Below are 19,531 nucleotides of genomic sequence, written 5' to 3' on the forward strand. Positions count from 1 at the left end.
TCTATTTGTGGTTTGTTTGTATTCTTGTATTGGGACAGTTACTTTAGCTAATAACTTGTCCCATCTCACTTATTTTACCGAATCGTATCCCCCCTATAACTATCGTGATAATTATCAACTGACTGGGATCGCTGTCGATCTGCTCGATGCCGCCGTGTCAAAATTTGAGACTGAATTCGACCCTAGCCAGATCCAGCTTGTACCGTGGGCTCGGGGTTATAAACTGACAAGAATAGGCAAAGATACCGTGCTGTTTTCTACGACTCGTACGGCTTATCGTGAGTCCACATTTGAGTGGGTAGGACCTATTTCGGCTACTAGGGTCGTGTTATTTGCGTCAAAGTCTAGGCAGCTGAAAATAACGCAACAGAGCGATCTTAAGCAGTATAATATCGGTGTTATTCGAGATGATATTGGCGAGCAATCACTGTTATCCCTTGGCGTGAATAAAGACCAGATACACAGAGCACATAACGCGCGTTACTTAGTACAAATGCTTGAGTTAAAACGGATCGATCTATGGGCATATGATGAGATAGTCGGCCGCTGGTTAATCAAACATGCTGGCTTAAATACCGATGATTTTGAGGTGGTTTATACCCTCAAAGATAGTCAACTTTATTATGCTTTTAGCAAGGATAGTGACCCAGTATTGCGCCAAAAGCTGCAGCAAGGCATAGATCTGGTGAAAAGTACTGTGCAAGCCAATGGATTAACCGAATATGAAAACATAGTCAGTAAATACCGTTAGTTTAGTTGATCTTATTTATCAGTAGTTTGCCACTTGGATTAAGCGCTACTCGCACTGAGAGTAGTAAGCTGGTTGTAACACATACACTGAGTACGACAAAGATAGCCAACAAGATTATCAGTTGATATTTAACCGCTAGCATGGGATCGCTACCGCCGAGAATTTGCCCTGTCATCATGCCGGGAAGTGTCACTAGTCCGGTTGTGGCCATAGACGCTAAAATTGGTGCAAGTGATTGTTTCAGTGCAGATTGCACGAAGGGCATTGACGCTTGTTTCGGCCGTGCCCCTAGGGCTAGGCGACCCTCATATTCACTTCGATTTTCCGCTAAGGCACTGAATAGACGCTGCAGGGCAACGATATTACCGCTGAGGCTATTGCCTAACAACATGCCCGCCAGTGGGATTAAATATTGGGCGCTATAGGCGGGCGTAGGTTGCAGTAATCCTAGGAGTAAAATGGCCAGCACAGGCAGTAACGACAGGGTTATACTGGCTAATATGGGCAAAAACAGCACCCGCTTAGGCAATTTGGCCCCGCCTAAAATCGCACTGGCGCCAATCAATATCATGGTGGCTAACCACGTCAAGTTAAGCCAGACGCTATTAAGATCGAATAAAAATTGTAAGTAGATACCTACCAACACGAGCTGCAACGTCATGCGCAGCACCGCAATACCGATATCTCGGCCGATCCCCAGTTGTAGCCAATGACTAATGGCCACAGGAATGCTGAGCAGCAACATAAACAGCGCTAAATCTAGCCAAGTGATATCAATGGTGGCTTGCATATCGCGTCTCTAGTGATCGCTATTATCGGCAGCGGTAAGTGTAGCGGTTAAATATTGCCGCGATTGCATTTCAATCAGCCGACTCTGGGTACGCTGAAACTCAAAGGCCAATGCCCCAGGGGTATAAAGCTGCTCCAGTGGCAGAGCGGCATGTAAATACAGCTGTACTTGTTGATCGTAAAGCTCATCGACCAGAGCGATAAAGCGCCGCGCAGGATCGTCATTGGCAGCGTAGTGTAACTGCCGCTCGCCAGCTTGAGTGGCCAGAGCGCCATCTTCGGTGCCCCGGGCGCGTATCCATGAGCGCGGCGTTCCGCCCAGCGGCGGAATGTCGCTGAGTAAAATAGTGCGATAACAACTGGCTAGCTCAATATAGTCCAGTTGAGATCGCGGCCCATCGCAGAGGGCATCGAAGCTTAGCCAAAGTGTGCTGCGGGTGCGTTTTATCACCGGGATCTGTCGACCTAAAATCTCGATCGGCTGGGTTTGTACCTCAGAGTCATCACATAGTTGTTCAAACAGTGCGTCAAACCGAGCAGCATGGTCGTAAAAGTAGGTTTGTTGATAAGTTAATTGCCGCAAACGATGATCGAGCGGGCCGTCAAGATGGAACGCTTGAGTATGCTCATTGAGCAGGTCGATGGTCGGTAAAAAACGGTCGCGAGCTAAACCGTTTTCATACAGCTTGTCGATGGGCGTATTGGAGGTCGCAACCAGCACGATACCGCGGCGAAATAAGGCCTCAAACAGCTTGCCTAAAATCATCGCATCGCCAATATCGGCAACAAAAAACTCATCGAAACAGATAACCTTGCACTGCTTAGCGAGGCGCTGGGCAATCCGTTCTAACGGGTTTTGCTGGCCATGCTCTACTCGCATCTCTTGATGAATTCGCGCCATAAAACGATGAAAGTGCAGCCTAAGTGGCATATTGGAGGGCAGGCTTTGGCAAAAGAGGTCCATCAACATGGTCTTACCGCGACCGACACTTCCCCATAGATAGAGGCCTTTAGTGTGCGGCGTTTGGCAATGCAGTTGTTGATACACGCGCTCTAACTGCTCGATGGCGGCTCGCTGGTGGGGATCATCGACAAAATGGGCTTCATCTTGTAATTGGGCGAATCGTTGGCGTGGAGAGAGTGACATAAACGCTGTGGGTTATTGACCAATAGCATCAGTATATCAGCATATTATGACAATAATCGAATGGGGCCCGTTTAGCATGGTTGCCCGTAAGTGAGGTAAATTATCTTAGGTGGCTCGCTGTTTTGAGTGATCACAACATGGGTTATTGACCAGAGTAAAAGGGCCGCTGGGGGCGCTGCGTCTGCTGTTCTTTGCGATGGGAAGTTGCGATGGAAAGTGATTATGGGAAGTAACTCGCAGCGGGTAGCAATAAAAACGCCAGCGCAGTGCTGGCGTTATGATCAAGCTTATTGATACAGCGACGGATCGTCTTGATTAGGGCGAGTTTTAAAGCGGCGATGCAACCACATATATTGGGCGCGATTACGATTGATGATCGATTCGATTATCTGATTACCGCGAATGGCATCTTCGACTTCATTGTCGCCGGGGAAATTATCCAGTGGCGCTTGGACTTCAATGGTGTAGCCTTTATCGTCGCTGTTGCGTTCGACCACAAAAGGCAAGACTTTGGCTTTACCCAGCTTAGCCAAGGTGGTTGCGCCTGTGATGGTGGCAGCATCGGGCACATTAAAGAAGGGAATAAAGACCGCGCTTGAGCGGCCAAAGTCTTGATCCGCCGTGTACCAGATGACATCGGGTGCTCTGAGGCTGCGCACCATTTGGCGCAAATCTCGCTTAGGAACCAAGCCTTTGTTGGAGCGTAACCGACCATTGACCTGAAGGTATTCCATTAATGGGTTGTTATGTGGGCGATACACACCAATGCCGGGTTGAAACTGACCGAAGATACGCGCGCCCATCTCAAGGGGAAGGCAGTGCACGGCAAACAAGATCACGCCTTGGCCGCTAGCAAGGGTTTGCTTGACATGCTCTTGGCCTTTAATCGTCATGTGGCGTTGTACTTTGGCATCTGACCACCACCATGCGTTGGCGATATCAAAGATAGCTTTGCCAGTCTCTTCAAAATTTCGATTGAGTAATTGCGCTTGCTCTTGCGCCGGCATATCAGGAAAGCACAGCTCTATATTACGTTTGGCGGTATGTACTCGGCTGCCGGCCACTTTTTTGGCCAAGCGTCCGAGCATTTTACCCAGCCACATCTGCATCGGTAGGGGTAACAACTGAGTGAGTCGCATCAAGCCAACACCCAGCCAGAGTAGCCAATATTTAGGATGACAAAATGTTACGGAGAATTCTGCTTTTTCGACCACGAGTCACTCAAATGTATTAACCAAAATTACTGCACATTCTAACTCAAATATTAGGTAAAATTAGGTATAATCATGGATTAATTTTTAAAAGATAAGCCCAATATGAAGATTTCTCTGCCAGCATTTGAAAAAGCTAAAGTTCTCGTGGTCGGTGATGTGATGTTAGACAGATACTGGGCAGGACCGACTGGGCGCATCTCTCCTGAGGCACCTGTACCTGTGGTGCGAGTCAATCAGGTCGAAGATAGACCGGGCGGCGCAGCTAACGTGGCCCTGAATATTGCAGCCCTAGGCGGCAACGTTCGCCTAGCGGGCATTGTCGGCGAAGATGAAACCGCCGCTGCGCTTACCCAAGGTGTGCAGGCCCTAGGCGTTGAGCCTAAATGGTTCAGAGTAGCTGAGAAGCCGACAATCACTAAGCTCAGAATTTTGTCACGTAATCAGCAGTTGTTGCGTTTAGATTTTGAAGAGCCTTACCTACCTGAACACAGCCAAGCGCTGCTAAATAGTGCCGAGAGCGAATTTGCCGATGTGTCTGTTGTGGTGTTGTCTGATTACGCTAAGGGCGCATTAGATAAGCCGCAAGAGTTTATTGCCAGAGCGAAAGCTAAAGGCATTAAAGTCTTGGTCGATCCTAAAGGCAGTGACTTTTCTCGTTATCGCGGCGCAACGCTATTAACGCCCAACATGCTTGAGTTTGAACAAGTCGTGGGAACCGTGCGCGATGAAGCCGATCTGGTTGAGAAGGCGCAGGCGTTGCTTAAAGAGCATGATTTAGAAGCCATGCTCGTGACGCGTTCAGAAAAAGGCATGACCCTTATCACCGCTAACGCGCCTGAGTTACATATTCCGACCGTGGCCCGTGAAGTTTACGATGTGACAGGGGCTGGCGATACGGTTATTTCGGCGCTTGCTACCGCATTAGCCGCGGGGAGCGATCTGCCACAAGCGTGTGCTATTGCCAATACGGCCGCGGGGATTGTTGTCGGTAAGCGAGGCACCTCGACGGTTAGCCGTATCGAATTGATCGCCGCCTTAAACTTAAGCCATGGCGAGAGCGGTTTTGGCGTGATAAGCGAAGATCAGTTAGTTTATGCGCTAGAAGAGGCTAAGCTGCGCGGTGAGCGCGTGGTGATGACCAATGGCTGTTTTGATATTTTGCATGCGGGCCATGTTAGCTATTTGCAGCAAGCCAAAGCCTTAGGCGATCGCTTAATTGTGGCGGTTAATGATGATGAGTCGGTAAAACGTCTCAAAGGCGATGGTCGTCCGGTCAATCAACTGGATCGCCGCATGGCGGTGCTTGCTGGACTTGCGTCGGTCGACTGGGTGGTGTCATTTAGTGAAGATACACCGCAACGCATTATTGCCCGCCTGCTGCCCAATATGTTGGTGAAAGGTGGCGACTATCAGGTTGAGGATATCGCAGGGGGTAAAGAGGTGATTGCCGCCGGTGGCAGCGTTGAAGTGCTAGGCTTTGAAGATGGGGTATCTACTACGGCGATAATACAAAATATCATGGCGAAACAGTGATCTCTGAGGCGCTATTGCTAGCCAGCGCTTGGCTGTGGGTTCCTATGTCCCATGGGCAAGCATTGGTCTGTCATACGCCTGAGCTCGTTCAATGTTTAGCCCAGTTACCCAGCGATGCGCGTCAGCAATTGCCTCCAAAGCGTGAGCTTCTTAAAGAGCTGGGCCACCGTGGCGCCATGGCAAAACCTATCGACCACCCCGCGATAACCGGGGTGGTGTTGCTTAACCCTGATAATATACCTCGGTTATCGTCGGCACGTTGGAGCGGCGAGCTGTATAGCTTAGCCCTTGATAATGCCGTGCAGATGACGCTCTGGCATGAGTTGGGGCATTTGGCCGTGACCTCTTCTGCGTCAGCGTTGTTAACTCAGTATCCGCTATCGGGTTATCAACATGAGTGGCTGGCCGATACCTACCTCGTATGGTCGCTGGCACAGCAAGGACAAGGCCGTCACTTAGCTTGGCAGCAATACCATAAGCGTAATCTTGCGGTGTTTGATAATGTGATTGCTCTCTCTCACTGGTCTGCACCTATGCTGGCTCAGTTGCTGCGTAGTTATAGCTGGCAGGAGCTGGGGCAGTTTGAGGATTTTGATCACTTAATTGATGAGATTTATCCGACGTTACAACAATATCAGATAGATGAATTAAATGAGTTTGCTAGCTTATTGCATTATCTTTTTGGTCAAGGCGTTAACCATAGGTTACCGCACTATATGTTTTGGCGCCGGGCACAAATGGCCGATGTGATTCGACCGACATTGGAACACCTTATGGGGAAAGCGCAGGCGCTAGCGTGGTTAGATGAGCAGACGATGAGTGGTGATTAAGCCTCATTGACACACCGAGAGGCCCAATAGTTAACCGCGAGTCTTAACGCCTAGGTGTTGATGGTGTTGTCCTGCTTTTTTCTATAGCTGTTGCCGTGGTGGGCGACGTTCGCGTAGTACTACATTTGGATTAAAGTCGATGTCACCCTCATCGTTAATAGTCACCAGCTGTTCTTCTTGCTTGACTACAGCGGTGGAGGTGTGTGGCGTGCGCCTAACAAATAGCAGTTGGTAGCCCAGTTTGGCTAAAGTGTAAAAAGCAAACCGCTGCGCGTTAGTGAGTCTATCCCAATGTTCACCTGATTTAGCTTGAGTGACGCGCCTATCTTCAAAAGATAATAACGGATGATTGTTGAGCGTGCTTCCTTGCATCATAATCTCCTTTTCTAAGCATTAAAATATGCGTTACATGATGAATATATAATCAGAACACAATAACTTAAGCAAGTTATACGCTCAGTTTGTTACATTTAGTCAATGTTAAGGTCGGTATTATTGAGCTTAGTGTTGATATTGTCAGATGCCTAAAATAATAAATAATCGATTAACGCAGCTGTCGGCTTGGCCCTAAAGTGCACTGTAGGTAATGGGAAGCTTTCTTGAGAGCAGAGTGAGCATAAAAAAAGACCGCCCAGCGGTCTTTTTGTTAATGAATGTCCTTGTCGAACGCTATTGGGTTAATCCCTATTGGGGTTAACCCATACCGATATTAATCAGCTTCTTTCAAACTTTGGGTTAAGTCGACAATGGCTTTCTTACCATCACCAAATAACATCAAGGTATTATCTTTTGCAAACAGCGGATTAGGTAAGCCTGCAAACCCTGGGCTGAGAGAGCGTTTCACCACAACCACAGTGCGCGCCTTATCGACGTTCAATATTGGCATGCCGTAAATTGGGCTGCCTTTATCTTCGCGCGCCATAGGGTTGGTTACATCGTTTGCGCCAATCACAATAGCAACATCGGTCTGCTCAAACTGAGGGTTGATCTCATCCATTTCAATCAACTGCTCATAAGGCACTTCGGCTTCAGCTAGGAGTACGTTCATATGCCCTGGCATACGGCCCGCGACCGGATGAATCGCGTAGAGCACTTGAACGCCGCGAGCTTCTAGCACTGAGGCGAGTTCGCGTACTGCGTGTTGCGCCTGCGCCATCGCTAAACCATAACCCGGTACAATCACCACGCGCTCGGCAGTTTCTAGCAGCATCGCCACTTCTTCTGGTGAAGAGGAGGTTACCTTGCCAGCATAAACTTCGTCGGCATCGATGGTTTCGCCGCCCTCGGCCATCACACCAAATAACACGTTAAACAGTGAACGGTTCATCGCCTTACACATGATCTGGGTCAAGATGATGCCAGAGGCTCCAACCAGTGAACCCGACACAATCAATACCGTGTTACCCGTGATAAAGCCGGTTGTCGCCGCCGCAATACCCGAGTAAGAGTTCAGCAAGGCGATTACCACTGGCATATCGGCGCCACCAATAGGCACGACTAAGAACAAGCCCAATAATACGGACACCGCTACGAGCGCATAAATAAGCATAGTGTTGCTTGGGTCAAGCACTATAGCGACCGATAACCCGATTGCAGCGATCAATAAAGCGGCATTAATCACTTTATTGCCTGGCACTTTAATTGGGTTACCTGAGATCAACTCTTGTAACTTAGCAAAAGCAACGAACGAGCCCGACAAGGTAACCGAACCTATGAGTACCGTTAGGGCAATTGAGATCAGCGCCACGATATGGGTGGCCGAGTCAGGGTCAAGGAAGCTGGCTAATGCGATAAATAGCGATGCGCCGCCGCCAAAACCGTTAAGCATTGCGACCATTTGTGGCATGGCGGTGACTTGGATTTTGGTGGCCATCAAGGCCCCAATGGTCCCGCCTAATAGCACACCGGCAATGATCCACTCATAGCTTAAAATGCTTTGATCGAATAAGGTCACGACCACGGCGATAAACATACCTAGGGCCGATAACTGATTACCACGTACCGCAGTACGTGGTTTAGTTAACCCTTTAATACCTAAAATAAACAGACTCGCGGCCACAAGGTAGGCGAGATAAATAATCGTCATACTCATGTTGGCTTATTTCCTTTTAAACATGGCAAGCATGCGATTGGTAACCATATAGCCACCGACCACATTAATCGTGGCAAGTACCACAGCGATAAATCCTAATACGTTAACCCAGACACCTGCGCCAGAACCGGCCGACAGCAATGCGCCTACCAGTGAGATGCCCGAAATGGCATTAGAGCCAGACATTAACGGGGTATGCAGGGTTGGTGGGACTTTAGTGATCAGTTCCACCCCAAGAAAAACGGCCACCACAAATAGGGTGAGTAGTAATAAAATTTCCATTATTGAGCCTCCTCTGGCGCAGCAATGTCGGGCATGCCCAATAGCGAGCGGATCCGGGCGTTAACCACTTCTCCTTGATGCACGACAACTGTATCGCGCACGATTTCATCATCAAAATCTAAATGAAGTTGGCCGTCATTATCGACGAGCAATTTCAGTAGGTTTTCAATGTTGGTGCCATACATTTGACTGGCGTGGGTTGCGGCTGTGCCTGGTACATTCGAAGGACCCAAGATCGTGACGCCATTATGCACAACGGTTTCATCGAGGCGGGTCAGCTCACAGTTGCCGCCAGTTTCGGCAGCCAAATCGACAATGATAGTGCCAGGTTTCATCCCCTCGACCATGGCTTTAGTGATAAGCACTGGCGCCTTGCGACCAGGAATGGCAGCAGTGGTGATAACAATATCTTGTTGTGCTAGCACATTGGTCATGGCTTGCTGTTGGCGCTTAATAAAGTCATCACTTTGCTCGGCAGCATAACCGCCTTTGGTCTCGGTGTTTTCAGTTTCCAGATCCAGCTCGACAGGCTTGGCACCGACAGACAGAATTTGTTCGCGCGCGGCGGGGCGAATATCATAAGCTTCCACCACGGCGCCAAGGCGTTTAGCGGTCGCACATGCCTGTAGGCCTGCTACACCAACGCCCATGATAAAGGCACGGGCCGGTTTTAAGGTGCCTGCAGCCGTCATCATCATAGGGAACATACGCGGTGCTTTATGGGCGGCCAGTAGTACCGCTTTGTAGCCAGCGATCGTCGCCATTGACGATAGAATATCCATGCTTTGGGCGCGCGTGATGCGTGGTACGAGCTCAAGGGCGATAGCTGTGGTGCCCGTTGCGGCAAGCGCCGTGGCGTTGTCTGGGTGAGCTAGGGGATCCATCATGCCGATAAACAGTTGGTTAGCTTTAGCCAGCGTTTTGATTTCATCAAATTGGCTGCCTTTGCAGTTAACCACAGTGATGATGTCAGCCTGCTCAAACACTTGCTCGCGGGGGGTGATAATAGCTCCGGCTTCCTGATATTGTTGATCGCTAAAACCTGCGCTTTCGCCAGCGCCGCTTTCGACAAGGATTTGGAGGTTTTTTTTGATTAACCGAGTCACGTTTGCCGGAATCAACGCAACGCGTTTTTCATCGGCTTGGCTCTCTTTTAGTAGACCTAGTTTCACTGAGAAACCTCTTAGTTAGGGACAGACGTCGTTATTAAAGTTGACTCATTATTGTGGCGAGTCTATTAGCATACACAAGCCCGAATTTTTCATATTTGGCTTTTTACCACTGGTCAGAGCAAAAAATTTGCGCTAGACCACAATTTCTTATTTTAAATTCTGTGCTTAACTACCCATTTTTTACGATTTTGATTCGCCACCCTCACTTTTGTAGCTCAATTAATGCGCTTTGCATATTCCAAAAAGATATTAAAAATCATATTTTATTCTTTTTTGCTTTTCAAGTAAGGCTCTAAGCTAGGTCTATTACACTGATATAGGGCCGTCCTTCATGCTGTTAAAAGAGCTTTCATCACTAGCTTCTCCACTGTCTCAAGGACAGGTCGATAAGCTAAAACAACTCACGAGTGAACTTACTGCGGTGCAACTGGCGTGGGTGGGCGGCTATCTGTCGGCGACTGCCGAAGTGGCGAGTCATGCCATCAATACTGCCAGTGCGCCAGAGCAAACCATCACTATTCTCTATGGTAGTCAAACAGGCAATGGCCGAGGTGTTGCGACCGACTTGGCTGAAAAAGCCCAGGCACAAGGCTATGCCGTTAATCTCGTTTCTATGGCCGACTACAAGGTGCGCCAGCTGAAACAAGAGACCTTACTACTTGCCGTGGTCAGTACCCATGGTGAAGGCGAAGCCCCTGATGATGCCATTGAGCTACACCAGTTTTTAGCATCGAAACGTGCGCCGCGTTTAGAGCAGCTTAATTATGCTGTATTAGCGCTCGGTGACTCAAGTTACGAGTTTTTCTGCCAAACCGGTAAAGACTTTGAGCAGCGCCTTGCCGCGTTAGGTGCTAAATCGATTGTGCCGCTAACTGAGTGTGATGTCGATTATGATGTGGCTGCGAGCCAATGGCAGCAGCAGGTGTTGACTGCCGTTAAGCCGTTAATCTCGGCCTCTAGCGCGAACGTGGTCTCAATAGGCGGTGTCAGTAGCGCCACTGCAGCAACTTACACTAAGCAAAAACCCTATAGCGCCGAGGTGCTAGTGAGCCAAAAATTGACCGGGCGTGATTCAGACAGAGATGTGCGCCATGTTGAGATTGATCTCGCTGACTCTGGGCTCAGTTATCAAGTGGGTGATGCACTAGGGGTATGGTTTAGTAATTCAGATGCCTTGGTTAATGAGATTTTGAGTGCCTTGTCCCTCGATGGCACAGCGCAGGTGACGCTTGCAGATCAAAGCTTATCGCTTTTTGAGGCGCTTAAAGATAAGCGCGAATTAACCCAGCTTTACCCTGGACTGGTGCAAAGCTGGGCACAACTAAGCGGTGATGAAGCATTACTGGTAATTAGCGAAGACCGAGAGTTGACGCGTCAGTTTTTGCTTCATCATCAACTTGCCGATCTGGTTGCTCTGTATCCGGTTGATATTACCGCTTTCCAGTTGGTCGAGTTATTGCGCCCAATCACGCCGCGCCTCTATTCGATAGCATCGAGCCAAGCCGAGGTGGACGGCGAAGTACATTTGACTGTGGCATTGGTTGCGGATGAGCGTGAAGGTGTTGCCCGTTTTGGCGGCGCGTCACACTTTTTAGCGACCGCAGCAGAGGGTGCAGCAGTTAAGGTCTATGTTGAGCCGAACAACCACTTTCGTTTGCCTGACAATCCAGAAACGCCTGTGATTATGATAGGTCCTGGCACCGGTGTGGCCCCTTTCAGGGCCTTTATGCAGGAGCGTGCCGTACAAGGGGCGGCTGGAGAAAGTTGGTTATTCTTTGGTAATCCGCACTTTGAGCAAGACTTCCTGTATCAAACCGAGTGGCAGCAATATCTTAAAGAGGGCACGCTAACCCGCTTTGATTCGGCTTTTTCGCGAGATCAGGCGCACAAGGTTTATGTGCAGCATCGCATTGCTGAGCGCGGCGAGGCCTTGTGGCAGTGGTTAGAAAAGGGGGCTCACCTCTACGTGTGTGGCGATGCCGAGCGAATGGCTAAAGATGTGCATCAAGCTCTGCTTGATGTGGTGAAGCAATATGGCGGTAAAGATGAAGAGGCGGCCGCAGCATATTTAGAGCAACTTCGCCGTGATAAACGTTATCAAAAAGATGTTTATTAATCGACGTATTACGCATTTTAGCTAAAAAACCACTTAAAGTAGCGAAACGTGCATCGGCAGCGCCCGGGCACTTATAGGGAAAGACAGTAACCATGAGCGAACAAAAATTATCAGTAAATGAACACCTAAAGACCGACAGTAACTATTTGCGCGGCACTATCGAAGAGGGGCTAGATACCTCATTAACTGGCTCGTTCAGCGAAGGTGACCAGCAACTGATCAAGTTTCATGGTTTTTATCAGCAAGATGACCGCGATCAACGCAATGAGCGTAAAGCGCAAAAGCTAGAACCCCTTTACAGTTTTATGTTGCGTGCTCGAGTGGCGGGTGGGGTGTGTACGCCGAAGCAATGGTTGGGGGTCGATAAAATTGCCTCAAACCTCACCAGCTCAAATAGCATTCGTCTTACGACGCGTCAGACGTTTCAGTATCACGGTATTCCTAAGCGTAATCTTAAAACGCTAATTCAAGATTTGGACAAAGAAGCGCTAGATTCAATCGCAGCTTGTGGTGACGTCAACCGCAACGTGATGTGTAATCCCAACCCGGTAGAGTCTAAGCTGCATCAGCAAGCTTTTTACTGGGCCAAGCAGTTGTCGGATAACTACTTGCCGCGTACTAAAGCTTACGCCGAGATATGGTTAGGTGATGACAAGGTGGCCGTCAGTGAGGGTGATGAAGTAGAGCCTGTGTATGGCAAAACGTATCTGCCGCGTAAATTTAAGATGGCGGTGGCGGTACCGCCCGATAATGATGTCGATGTCTACACCAACGACCTTGGCTTTATCGCCGTAGCTGAAGCGGGTGAGTTAATTGGTTTTAATATGGTGGCAGGCGGCGGTATGGGATCAACCCATGGCGAGGTTGCCACCTTCCCGCGTCTGGGTGATGATTTTGGCTTTATTAAAGCGGAAGATTGCCTTAAGTTTGCCGAAGCGGTACTTAAAGTGCAGCGTGACTGGGGCAATCGCTCCGATCGTAAACAGTCACGCCTTAAATACACCATCGTAAAACATGGATTTGATGCCTTTAAAGCTGAAGTTGAAAAACGTGCTGGCATTAAGTTTGAGCCTAAACGTGATGTAGTGATCGGCGATCGCGGCGATCGTTATGGTTGGATAAAAGGCGTTGATGACCAATGGCATTTGACCCTATTTATCGAAGGCGGTCGGATTAAAGATCTACCGGATCAGCCGTTGCAAACTGGACTGCGTGAAATTGCCTTGGTACACAAAGGGGATTTTCGTATGACCTCTAATCAGAACATCATCATCGCGGGTGTTGCCGAGGCAGATAAAGCACAGATTGAAGCGATTGCGCGCCGTCACGGTTTGATGGGCAAGTTGATCAGCGAAACCCGTGGTCATTCCATTGCCTGCGTAGCATTGCCGACTTGTGCATTAGCGATGGCAGAAGCGGAGCGTTACTTTCCTGATTTCTTGACCAAAGTTGAGGCGCTGCAGGAAAAGCATGGTTTTCTCGACCAAGGTATTGTTATTCGTATGACGGGGTGCCCTAATGGTTGTGCTCGTCCTTTTGCGGCTGAAATTGGCTTGGTTGGTAAGGCCCCCGGGCGTTATAACCTCTATCTTGGTGCCAGTTTTGAAGGTACGCGATTGAATAAGCTTTATCGAGAGAATATTCAAGAGGCGGAGATTTTAGCCGAACTCGATGCCCTGTTTGCTCGCTATGTCAGTGAGCGTGAAACGGGAGAAACCTTTGGTAACTTCACTGTGCGTGTCGGCGTAGTGAAAGCGGTATTAGATGCCGCCAGGGATTTTCATGGATAAATTAATGATATCGCCAAACCAGTTACAGGCGCTGATTGGCGCACCTAAAGTAGAGCAACAAGCTGAATTAGCAAAGATAAATGAATACCTTGTGACTCTTACAGCGGCCGAGCGCGTCCTGTGGGGATTAGCCTATTTACCGGGTGAGCATGGTTTGTCATCTAGTTTTGGCATTCAGGCGGCAGTCATGTTGCATCTGGTCAGTCAGGCTCAGAGTGATATTGCGGTGATCTTAACCGATACAGGTTACCTGTTTCCTGAGACTTATCAGTTTATAGATCAATTGACCGAGCGCTTGCAACTTAACCTTAAGGTGTACCGAGCGCCAATGAGCGCCGCTTGGCAAGAGGCCAAATTTGGCAAATTGTGGGAGCAGGGGCTCGATGGTCTAGAGCAGTATAATCGCATCAATAAAGTGATCCCGATGCAAAATGCACTACAAGAGCTTAATATTGGCACTTGGTTTGCGGGGTTAAGACGCACCCAAGCCAGCACTCGTGAAGCTTTGCCTATTTTAGCCATTCATGGCGAACGTTATAAATTACTGCCCATAGTCGATTGGAGTAATAAAGATGTGCATCAATATTTGACCGCACATCGATTACCCTATCATCCGTTGTGGGATCAAGGTTATGTCTCTGTAGGTGATACTCATTCTACCCAACCCTTAACATTGGGAATGACAGAAGAAGAGACGCGTTTTAATGGCTTGAAGCGTGAATGTGGGCTGCACTATGAGATTTAAGGTTTGTTGGGAAGGCAAAATGGTGGCGTTTTTTTAATCGCAACGTTGTCGCTATAGTTATGATAGATAAGCTAATAAGACGTTAGTCTTAATACTTTTTCATGCTTTGCACACTTTTTTTGCACATGGTTATGCACAGGCTGGTTATTTGATCTATAGTTGTAAGTTCCCGTAGATGGTTTTGATATGTTGTTCGGTTTTTGTGTGCATTTTATCCCGCTGGGATAGCGTAACTCTTACTTCCTTGATGAAGGTTACAGCAGGCATGGCAGCATTATCGACGCCAGCGAAAGCTTGATTGGTTTGCTAGCGCTTACTAATTATCGCTGAGGCCCTGGATAGTCCGGCGTGACTATCCAGGTGTCTGGACTCATTAACTCTTTGTCTCGCTATTTCCTTATCTTATCCCCTGCTGATTTTTACCTGAGTTCAGTTTATTGGTGTGATTATGCCACTCGATTAAGCTAAATCGTTTACATTATCTATTTACCTATAGATAGTTATTTCCCTTTTTATTCATCCATATAGTATTATCTGTGCCATTAATTTTTTATGCGTAGGCTAAAGGCGGCTTCAACGCCTTAGCAGATTATTGATATTTAAAGGGAGTTAGTTAATGAAAAAGGCATTAGTGGCGGCAACCGTGATCGCTATCGGAGCAGGTGCTTACTGGGTTTCGCAGCAAAAAGAGCAGCCAAATAATGCGATGTTGGCCTATATTCCAGCCGATACTCCTCTATTCTCCGCACAGTTTAGTCCGTTTCCTATCAAAGATTACATCGACCGTATTCCTGAGGCGCAAAAGCAATACCCTGAAGAATTACGTGAGTTGATGCTTGAAGAAGATGATCCGCGTGCTAAGTTCTTCCTCGGATTATTTAATCGCTACATGGGGAGTATTAAAGATGGGCAGACCTTCATCGATACCTTTGGTTTACCGCAAAATATCACCAGCTATTTTTATACCTTAGGTGCGATCCCTGTACTTAAGCTTGACGTCGCTAAACCTGAGGCGATTTGGGCATTGTTAGATAGTCTCGAGGCTGAAAGTGGTTTAGTTCATGAAATGCGCTCCTTGGGTAATGTTAATTACCGCGCCTATCCATTGATGGATAAAGATGAAACTGAGCAGGTTGATCTGGTCGTCGCTATCGATAATGGACTGCTGACCATGACGTTATCGACCAGCTTTAGTGAGCCGACTTTACTGGAAACGGCCCTAGGCATTAAGGCGGTGACAAACCCCATCGGCGACACCCATATTATTGAAGATACTATCGCTAAACATGGGTTTTTAAAGGATGGCTTGAGTTATATCAATCATCAGGAGTTGGTGAAGGCTATAACGACTAATGATGGTAATCAATTAGCTAAGCAACTAGGGCATATCTTTCGTGTTTTCAAGGATGACCCTTTTATCGAGTTACGTTCGCAAGTGTGCCGCGATGAGCTTAATGGTATCGCTAACAACTGGCCCAGAACCGTAATGGGATACACAAATTTTGAGTTAACCAAGCAGCAGACCACCATGGGGCTCAGCACGGTTATTGAGAGTAATAATCAGGTGATCATGGGCGCTGTGCAACAGATACGTGGCTTTTTACCTGCTTATACGCAAGATATTTCAAACAGTGTATTTTCTGTCGGTTTAGGTATTGATGTGGATCAGTTTGTACCTGCAATAACAAAAGTGTGGGACGACCTGCTTACGCCATCGTATCAGTGTGAACCGTTGCGCCAAATGCAAGCCGGAATGGAAGGTCAAAGTCCGGCGATGTTAGGTATGTTTACTGGTATGGCTAATGGAGTTAAAGGGGTGTCGGTGTCGCTTATCAATTATGAATTGAATGAAGCGGCGGCGGATTTAGATATCAAAACGCTAGATGCAATCGTGACCCTGTCGGCTGATGATCCTGCTACCTTATTCAACATGATGAAGCCTTTTGCGCCAGAATTGGCTGATATTCAACTGCCAACAGATGGTAGTGCGGTTGATTTAAACAGTGCCCTGCAATTACCGCCTTATTTAGGTTTGACCGCTAATATGGCGCTTAAAGGTAATCATTTAGCTCTCTACAGCGGTGATAAGGCCCAACAAGTTGCTGATGGCTTAGTGAATGAGATGTTATCAAGCAATGGTTTGCTGACGTTATCGGCCGATTACAGCAAGCTGTTTACGCCTATGATGACGCTAATGGAGATGAGTGGTGAGCCTATTCCTGAAGAGTTAGCTAGCCTTAAAGATTACAATATGAAGATAAAGGTGGATTTTGATTTCAATGCTAACGGCATAGTGATTAACACATTTATGCAGACAGCAAGCGACAAGTAAGCCATTAATCGATTTGAGCCCTATCGCTATGGTGAACCACAGTGGTAGGGCTTTTTAGTTTTTACAGCAGGGGGGGGTCTTATGGTGATAACTGGTGTGTTTTTAAAGGGGAATGAAGCCCGTTTAGTGAGTGTTGAGGGAACCCGTGCAAGCCATAGGGTGCTGGCAAGTAAAATCAATAAACTGACTATTCCTAAGGCTCCCACTACAGAGGATATTAAGCTGTTCTGTGCCGCTTTTGAGAGCTATTGTCAGCAACATAATGTGGCGCAATTAGTGCTTAATCGCCGCGCCACAACCGGGCAAGGTGCCGGTGGCGCAGGCACTTTTATCCTTGAGGGGGTTTTATTGACTATCGCTAATGTGCCGTTGAGCCTGGTGCATCCTGCTACGCTTAAAGCTACCGATAAGCGAACTGGTGAGTTGAAGGCTGATAAGCCTAAAACAGTTGATTTAGGCAAGGCCTATGACCTTGCCTTCGAAGAGTTAAGTTAAGGCTTAACTGCGTTTTTCTATGCCTAGCTCGGCTAAGGTGGCGGCGATATCTTCAGCTGCGGTAGCAGGATTAATATCGTCATCAATTTTTAAGATGGTTCCATCTTTTCCAATATAAAAAGTCACTCGGCTGGCGACTCGCACTAAATTAAGCACATCAAAGGCTTTAGCCGTGGCTTTTGTCGGGTCACTTAACATAGGAAAGTCGGCTTTTTGTTCTTCGGCAAACTTTTGGTTATCTTCAAGATCATCGACACTCGCCATCATATAAACGGCATTATACTCCCGAATAAGGTGACCTTTTTGCACCAGTGACTTGCACTCTAATGTACAGCCGTGAGTATTAGCCATGGGGTACCAAGCCAGTACTAAGGTTTGTTTGCCTAAATAATCTTGTAGTTGGTAGAAGTGGCCATCGGTTGCTTGCAATCTAAAGTCTGGCGCTTTATCGCCTACTTTTAAATCGGTTGCATGGGCAAAGTTAATGCAGGTTAGGCCGAGGATCAGAACGCTTGTGAGCATCTTAATGTGCATCCATCTGCTCGATAGGGTGTTGATTAGTGTCTTCATGTTATTAATCCTTTTTGGTGGACATTGGGCGATTGGTAGAGGGCTTTCTGGTCATTCTGGAGAGTCTTTACTGGCGTGTAAATTGATGAGCGAGATGATCGAATTACGCCATAAAATATCGTCTATATTGGTTAAAATATCAGGATAGGTTGCTAGCCCTGATAACCGTTGGCCGAGCATATCATAAATGAGACTACTGCTAATGCTCACCTTAATATTGCTGTTGGGCAATGTGATGAGGTAATACCTATCAAAGCTACCGCGAGTCGGCTCACCGATTAAGAGGGTATTTGGCCATTGCTGGGCAAAGTGGGCGATCCACTGGCATTGCTGGCGACATTCTGGGCCAATGAGTAATACCAGCTGCCTTGGTTGAGCGGTTGCAGTTGTTAATCCTGTCAGCCAAGCGGGCTTATATTGAGGCATTGGCTGTGAATGTGCTTGATAGGGCGACAATTTAGACTCAGTTACACTTTGCTCAGCGAGTGTGGCGGGCGAAAACATCGCTCGGCTGATTGCTAATTTAGTTTCACTGTGGAGCCATTTTCGTGCATGCCATTGACTAAAGCGAGCATCAAACTGGGCATGGATCTGTTGACTGGCTCGGGTTAGTTGCAGCTGTTCATCATGGGGGAGGTTATCATAGGCAATAAATTGCAATGGCGATAGATAGTCGCTGCGCAGATTTGGCGCTCGTCTATAACGGGCAATGGCGTAAAGTGCTGAGGCGGCACTTACATTAGGCGCCAGGCTCTGGTCGCGGTAGTGTTGTGCCAGCCAAGTTAACAGCTGATCGCCATTGCCATAGGCGTTGCGTAAATCAATGATGGTCAGCGGCGTTAATAACGACTGACTCAACGCTTTTTGTAACTGACTATTTTGGGTGAGCTTACTTAAGTCATGTAGGCTAAATTGGCCGCGCACAGCATCAAAATAACTCTCTGGTTTAGGCAAAGGCGCCATCGCAGTTTGCGCGGCATATTGCAATGAGAAATTAAGCTGGCGGATATGCTGTTGCAGATCACTTAAGGTGATACGCACATGGTCGTTATGCACTATGCCTATCTCTTTTCTCAGTAGCGAAATATGCTGTAGCAGTTTGGCTTGCTGATCGGGTTGTGACTGCTGTGATGGTGCTAAAAATAGTTGCCAAGCATCGACCCATCGGGTTATGGGTACGCCATCAATATGAGTAATGAAGGGGTGCTCATTATCGATTGGCATATTGTCGTTATTAAGCGCTCGCCAACCAAGGTCATTGTATTGAAGATGAATGGGCAGCTTAGCATCGCTGTTAACATCCGATATGCTACTGGCGATATCATCTAAAGGTGCTAAGACCTTTTGCAGCTGCATAGCAAAATCACTGCGCTTAACGGGTAATGTACTTAGCTCGGCCAGCCGTTGAGCTCGGTCGCTAATGAGTGCTAATCGCTGCGGCGCGATAGCGGCAAATGAGGAGTGTTCTACCAGTTGTTGCTGTAGAAATTGCAAGTCGTCGCGGATCTCTTGGCTCGTTAATAGTGCCTTAGGCGGCTCGCTGCGCAGCGCGATCGCCGTCAGCTGCAGACAGCTGATAAGCATGATTAATGCAAAGCCATTGATGATGGATTGATGACCGAATTTCATCATGCTGATTGCTTATCCTCTCGTGCTGAGCTAATGCTTTGACG

General features: G+C 47.8%; 17 protein-coding genes. 8 read left to right on the forward strand and 9 right to left on the reverse strand.

The genetic code is table 11. From position 1 onward, the window contains the following. The first annotated feature begins 55 nt into the window (after positions 1-55). Complete coding sequence (locus AC0VXX_RS03330; protein WP_475515903.1) at positions 56-751, forward strand: substrate-binding periplasmic protein; 696 nt, start codon at positions 56-58, stop codon at positions 749-751. A 1-nt stretch (position 752) separates the two neighbouring features. On the opposite strand, the gene AC0VXX_RS03335 is transcribed toward AC0VXX_RS03330, so the two are convergent. The 3 genes from AC0VXX_RS03335 to AC0VXX_RS03345 all read right to left on the reverse strand — a co-directional run bounded on the left by AC0VXX_RS03335 (position 753) and on the right by AC0VXX_RS03345 (position 3,901). Then, on the reverse strand, positions 753-1,541 hold the full coding sequence (locus AC0VXX_RS03335; RefSeq protein ID WP_475515904.1) for an ABC transporter permease: 789 nt from the start codon (positions 1,539-1,541) through the stop codon (positions 753-755). A gap of 9 nt (positions 1,542-1,550) precedes the next feature. Beyond that, complete coding sequence (zapE, locus tag AC0VXX_RS03340; RefSeq protein WP_475515905.1) at positions 1,551-2,687, reverse strand: cell division protein ZapE; 1,137 nt, start codon at positions 2,685-2,687, stop codon at positions 1,551-1,553. Positions 2,688-2,974: 287 nt separating this feature from the next. Next, complete coding sequence (locus AC0VXX_RS03345) at positions 2,975-3,901, reverse strand: LpxL/LpxP family Kdo(2)-lipid IV(A) lauroyl/palmitoleoyl acyltransferase (RefSeq protein WP_475515906.1); 927 nt, start codon at positions 3,899-3,901, stop codon at positions 2,975-2,977. Positions 3,902-4,003: 102 nt separating this feature from the next. On the opposite strand from AC0VXX_RS03345, the gene hldE reads away from it, so the two are divergent. Together hldE and AC0VXX_RS03355 are read left to right on the forward strand one after the other, a co-directional pair. After that, positions 4,004-5,434 carry a bifunctional D-glycero-beta-D-manno-heptose-7-phosphate kinase/D-glycero-beta-D-manno-heptose 1-phosphate adenylyltransferase HldE gene (hldE, locus tag AC0VXX_RS03350; protein ID WP_475515907.1) on the forward strand — a complete coding sequence of 477 codons (1,431 nt, stop codon included), beginning with the start codon at positions 4,004-4,006 and terminating at the stop codon, positions 5,432-5,434. Then, a complete protein-coding gene (locus AC0VXX_RS03355; RefSeq protein WP_475515908.1) occupies positions 5,431-6,264 on the forward strand; it encodes a hypothetical protein in 834 nt (277 codons plus the stop codon). The genes hldE and AC0VXX_RS03355 overlap by 4 nt, the downstream gene beginning before the upstream one ends. A gap of 81 nt (positions 6,265-6,345) precedes the next feature. Here AC0VXX_RS03355 and AC0VXX_RS03360 read toward each other — a convergent pair whose 3' ends face one another. The 4 genes from AC0VXX_RS03360 to AC0VXX_RS03375 all read right to left on the reverse strand — a co-directional run bounded on the left by AC0VXX_RS03360 (position 6,346) and on the right by AC0VXX_RS03375 (position 9,810). Beyond that, on the reverse strand, positions 6,346-6,639 hold the full coding sequence (locus tag AC0VXX_RS03360; protein WP_475515909.1) for a hypothetical protein: 294 nt from the start codon (positions 6,637-6,639) through the stop codon (positions 6,346-6,348). A 334-nt stretch (positions 6,640-6,973) separates the two neighbouring features. Next, positions 6,974-8,356, reverse strand: a complete 1,383-nt coding sequence (locus AC0VXX_RS03365; protein WP_110455933.1) for an NAD(P)(+) transhydrogenase (Re/Si-specific) subunit beta — start codon at positions 8,354-8,356, stop codon at positions 6,974-6,976. A gap of 6 nt (positions 8,357-8,362) precedes the next feature. Then, on the reverse strand, positions 8,363-8,638 hold the full coding sequence (locus AC0VXX_RS03370; RefSeq protein WP_248977486.1) for an NAD(P) transhydrogenase subunit alpha part 2: 276 nt from the start codon (positions 8,636-8,638) through the stop codon (positions 8,363-8,365). Then, positions 8,638-9,810, reverse strand: a complete 1,173-nt coding sequence (locus AC0VXX_RS03375; RefSeq protein ID WP_475515910.1) for a Re/Si-specific NAD(P)(+) transhydrogenase subunit alpha — start codon at positions 9,808-9,810, stop codon at positions 8,638-8,640. The genes AC0VXX_RS03370 and AC0VXX_RS03375 overlap by 1 nt, the downstream gene beginning before the upstream one ends. 331 nt (positions 9,811-10,141) lie before the next feature. Between AC0VXX_RS03375 and AC0VXX_RS03380 the strand changes: the two genes are divergently transcribed. The 5 genes from AC0VXX_RS03380 (at position 10,142) to AC0VXX_RS03400 (ending at position 17,288) form a co-directional block, all read left to right on the forward strand. Then, positions 10,142-11,926: an assimilatory sulfite reductase (NADPH) flavoprotein subunit gene (locus AC0VXX_RS03380; RefSeq protein WP_475515911.1), complete on the forward strand. Its 1,785-nt coding sequence runs from the start codon at positions 10,142-10,144 to the stop codon at positions 11,924-11,926. Positions 11,927-12,018: 92 nt separating this feature from the next. Beyond that, the gene (gene cysI, locus AC0VXX_RS03385) at positions 12,019-13,716 is read left to right on the forward strand and encodes an assimilatory sulfite reductase (NADPH) hemoprotein subunit (RefSeq protein ID WP_475515912.1); all 1,698 of its coding nucleotides are present in this window, start codon (positions 12,019-12,021) and stop codon (positions 13,714-13,716) included. Then, entirely contained in the window at positions 13,709-14,461 is a 753-nt protein-coding gene (locus tag AC0VXX_RS03390; RefSeq protein WP_475515913.1) for a phosphoadenylyl-sulfate reductase, read from the forward strand. Before cysI ends, AC0VXX_RS03390 begins: the two co-directional genes overlap by 8 nt. A gap of 616 nt (positions 14,462-15,077) precedes the next feature. After that, positions 15,078-16,793 carry a hypothetical protein gene (locus AC0VXX_RS03395; protein WP_475515914.1) on the forward strand — a complete coding sequence of 572 codons (1,716 nt, stop codon included), beginning with the start codon at positions 15,078-15,080 and terminating at the stop codon, positions 16,791-16,793. An 81-nt stretch (positions 16,794-16,874) separates the two neighbouring features. Further along, entirely contained in the window at positions 16,875-17,288 is a 414-nt protein-coding gene (locus tag AC0VXX_RS03400; RefSeq protein WP_475515915.1) for a DUF3010 family protein, read from the forward strand. 3 nt (positions 17,289-17,291) lie between these two features. Here AC0VXX_RS03400 and AC0VXX_RS03405 read toward each other — a convergent pair whose 3' ends face one another. Together AC0VXX_RS03405 and AC0VXX_RS03410 are read right to left on the reverse strand one after the other, a co-directional pair. Next, positions 17,292-17,810 carry a peroxiredoxin family protein gene (locus AC0VXX_RS03405; RefSeq protein ID WP_475516928.1) on the reverse strand — a complete coding sequence of 173 codons (519 nt, stop codon included), beginning with the start codon at positions 17,808-17,810 and terminating at the stop codon, positions 17,292-17,294. 99 nt (positions 17,811-17,909) lie between these two features. Further along, the gene (locus AC0VXX_RS03410) at positions 17,910-19,490 is read right to left on the reverse strand and encodes a hypothetical protein (RefSeq protein WP_475515916.1); all 1,581 of its coding nucleotides are present in this window, start codon (positions 19,488-19,490) and stop codon (positions 17,910-17,912) included. Between the last annotated feature and the right edge of the window lie 41 nt (positions 19,491-19,531).

This window comes from Shewanella sp. QJM3NY_23, assembly GCF_056173105.1.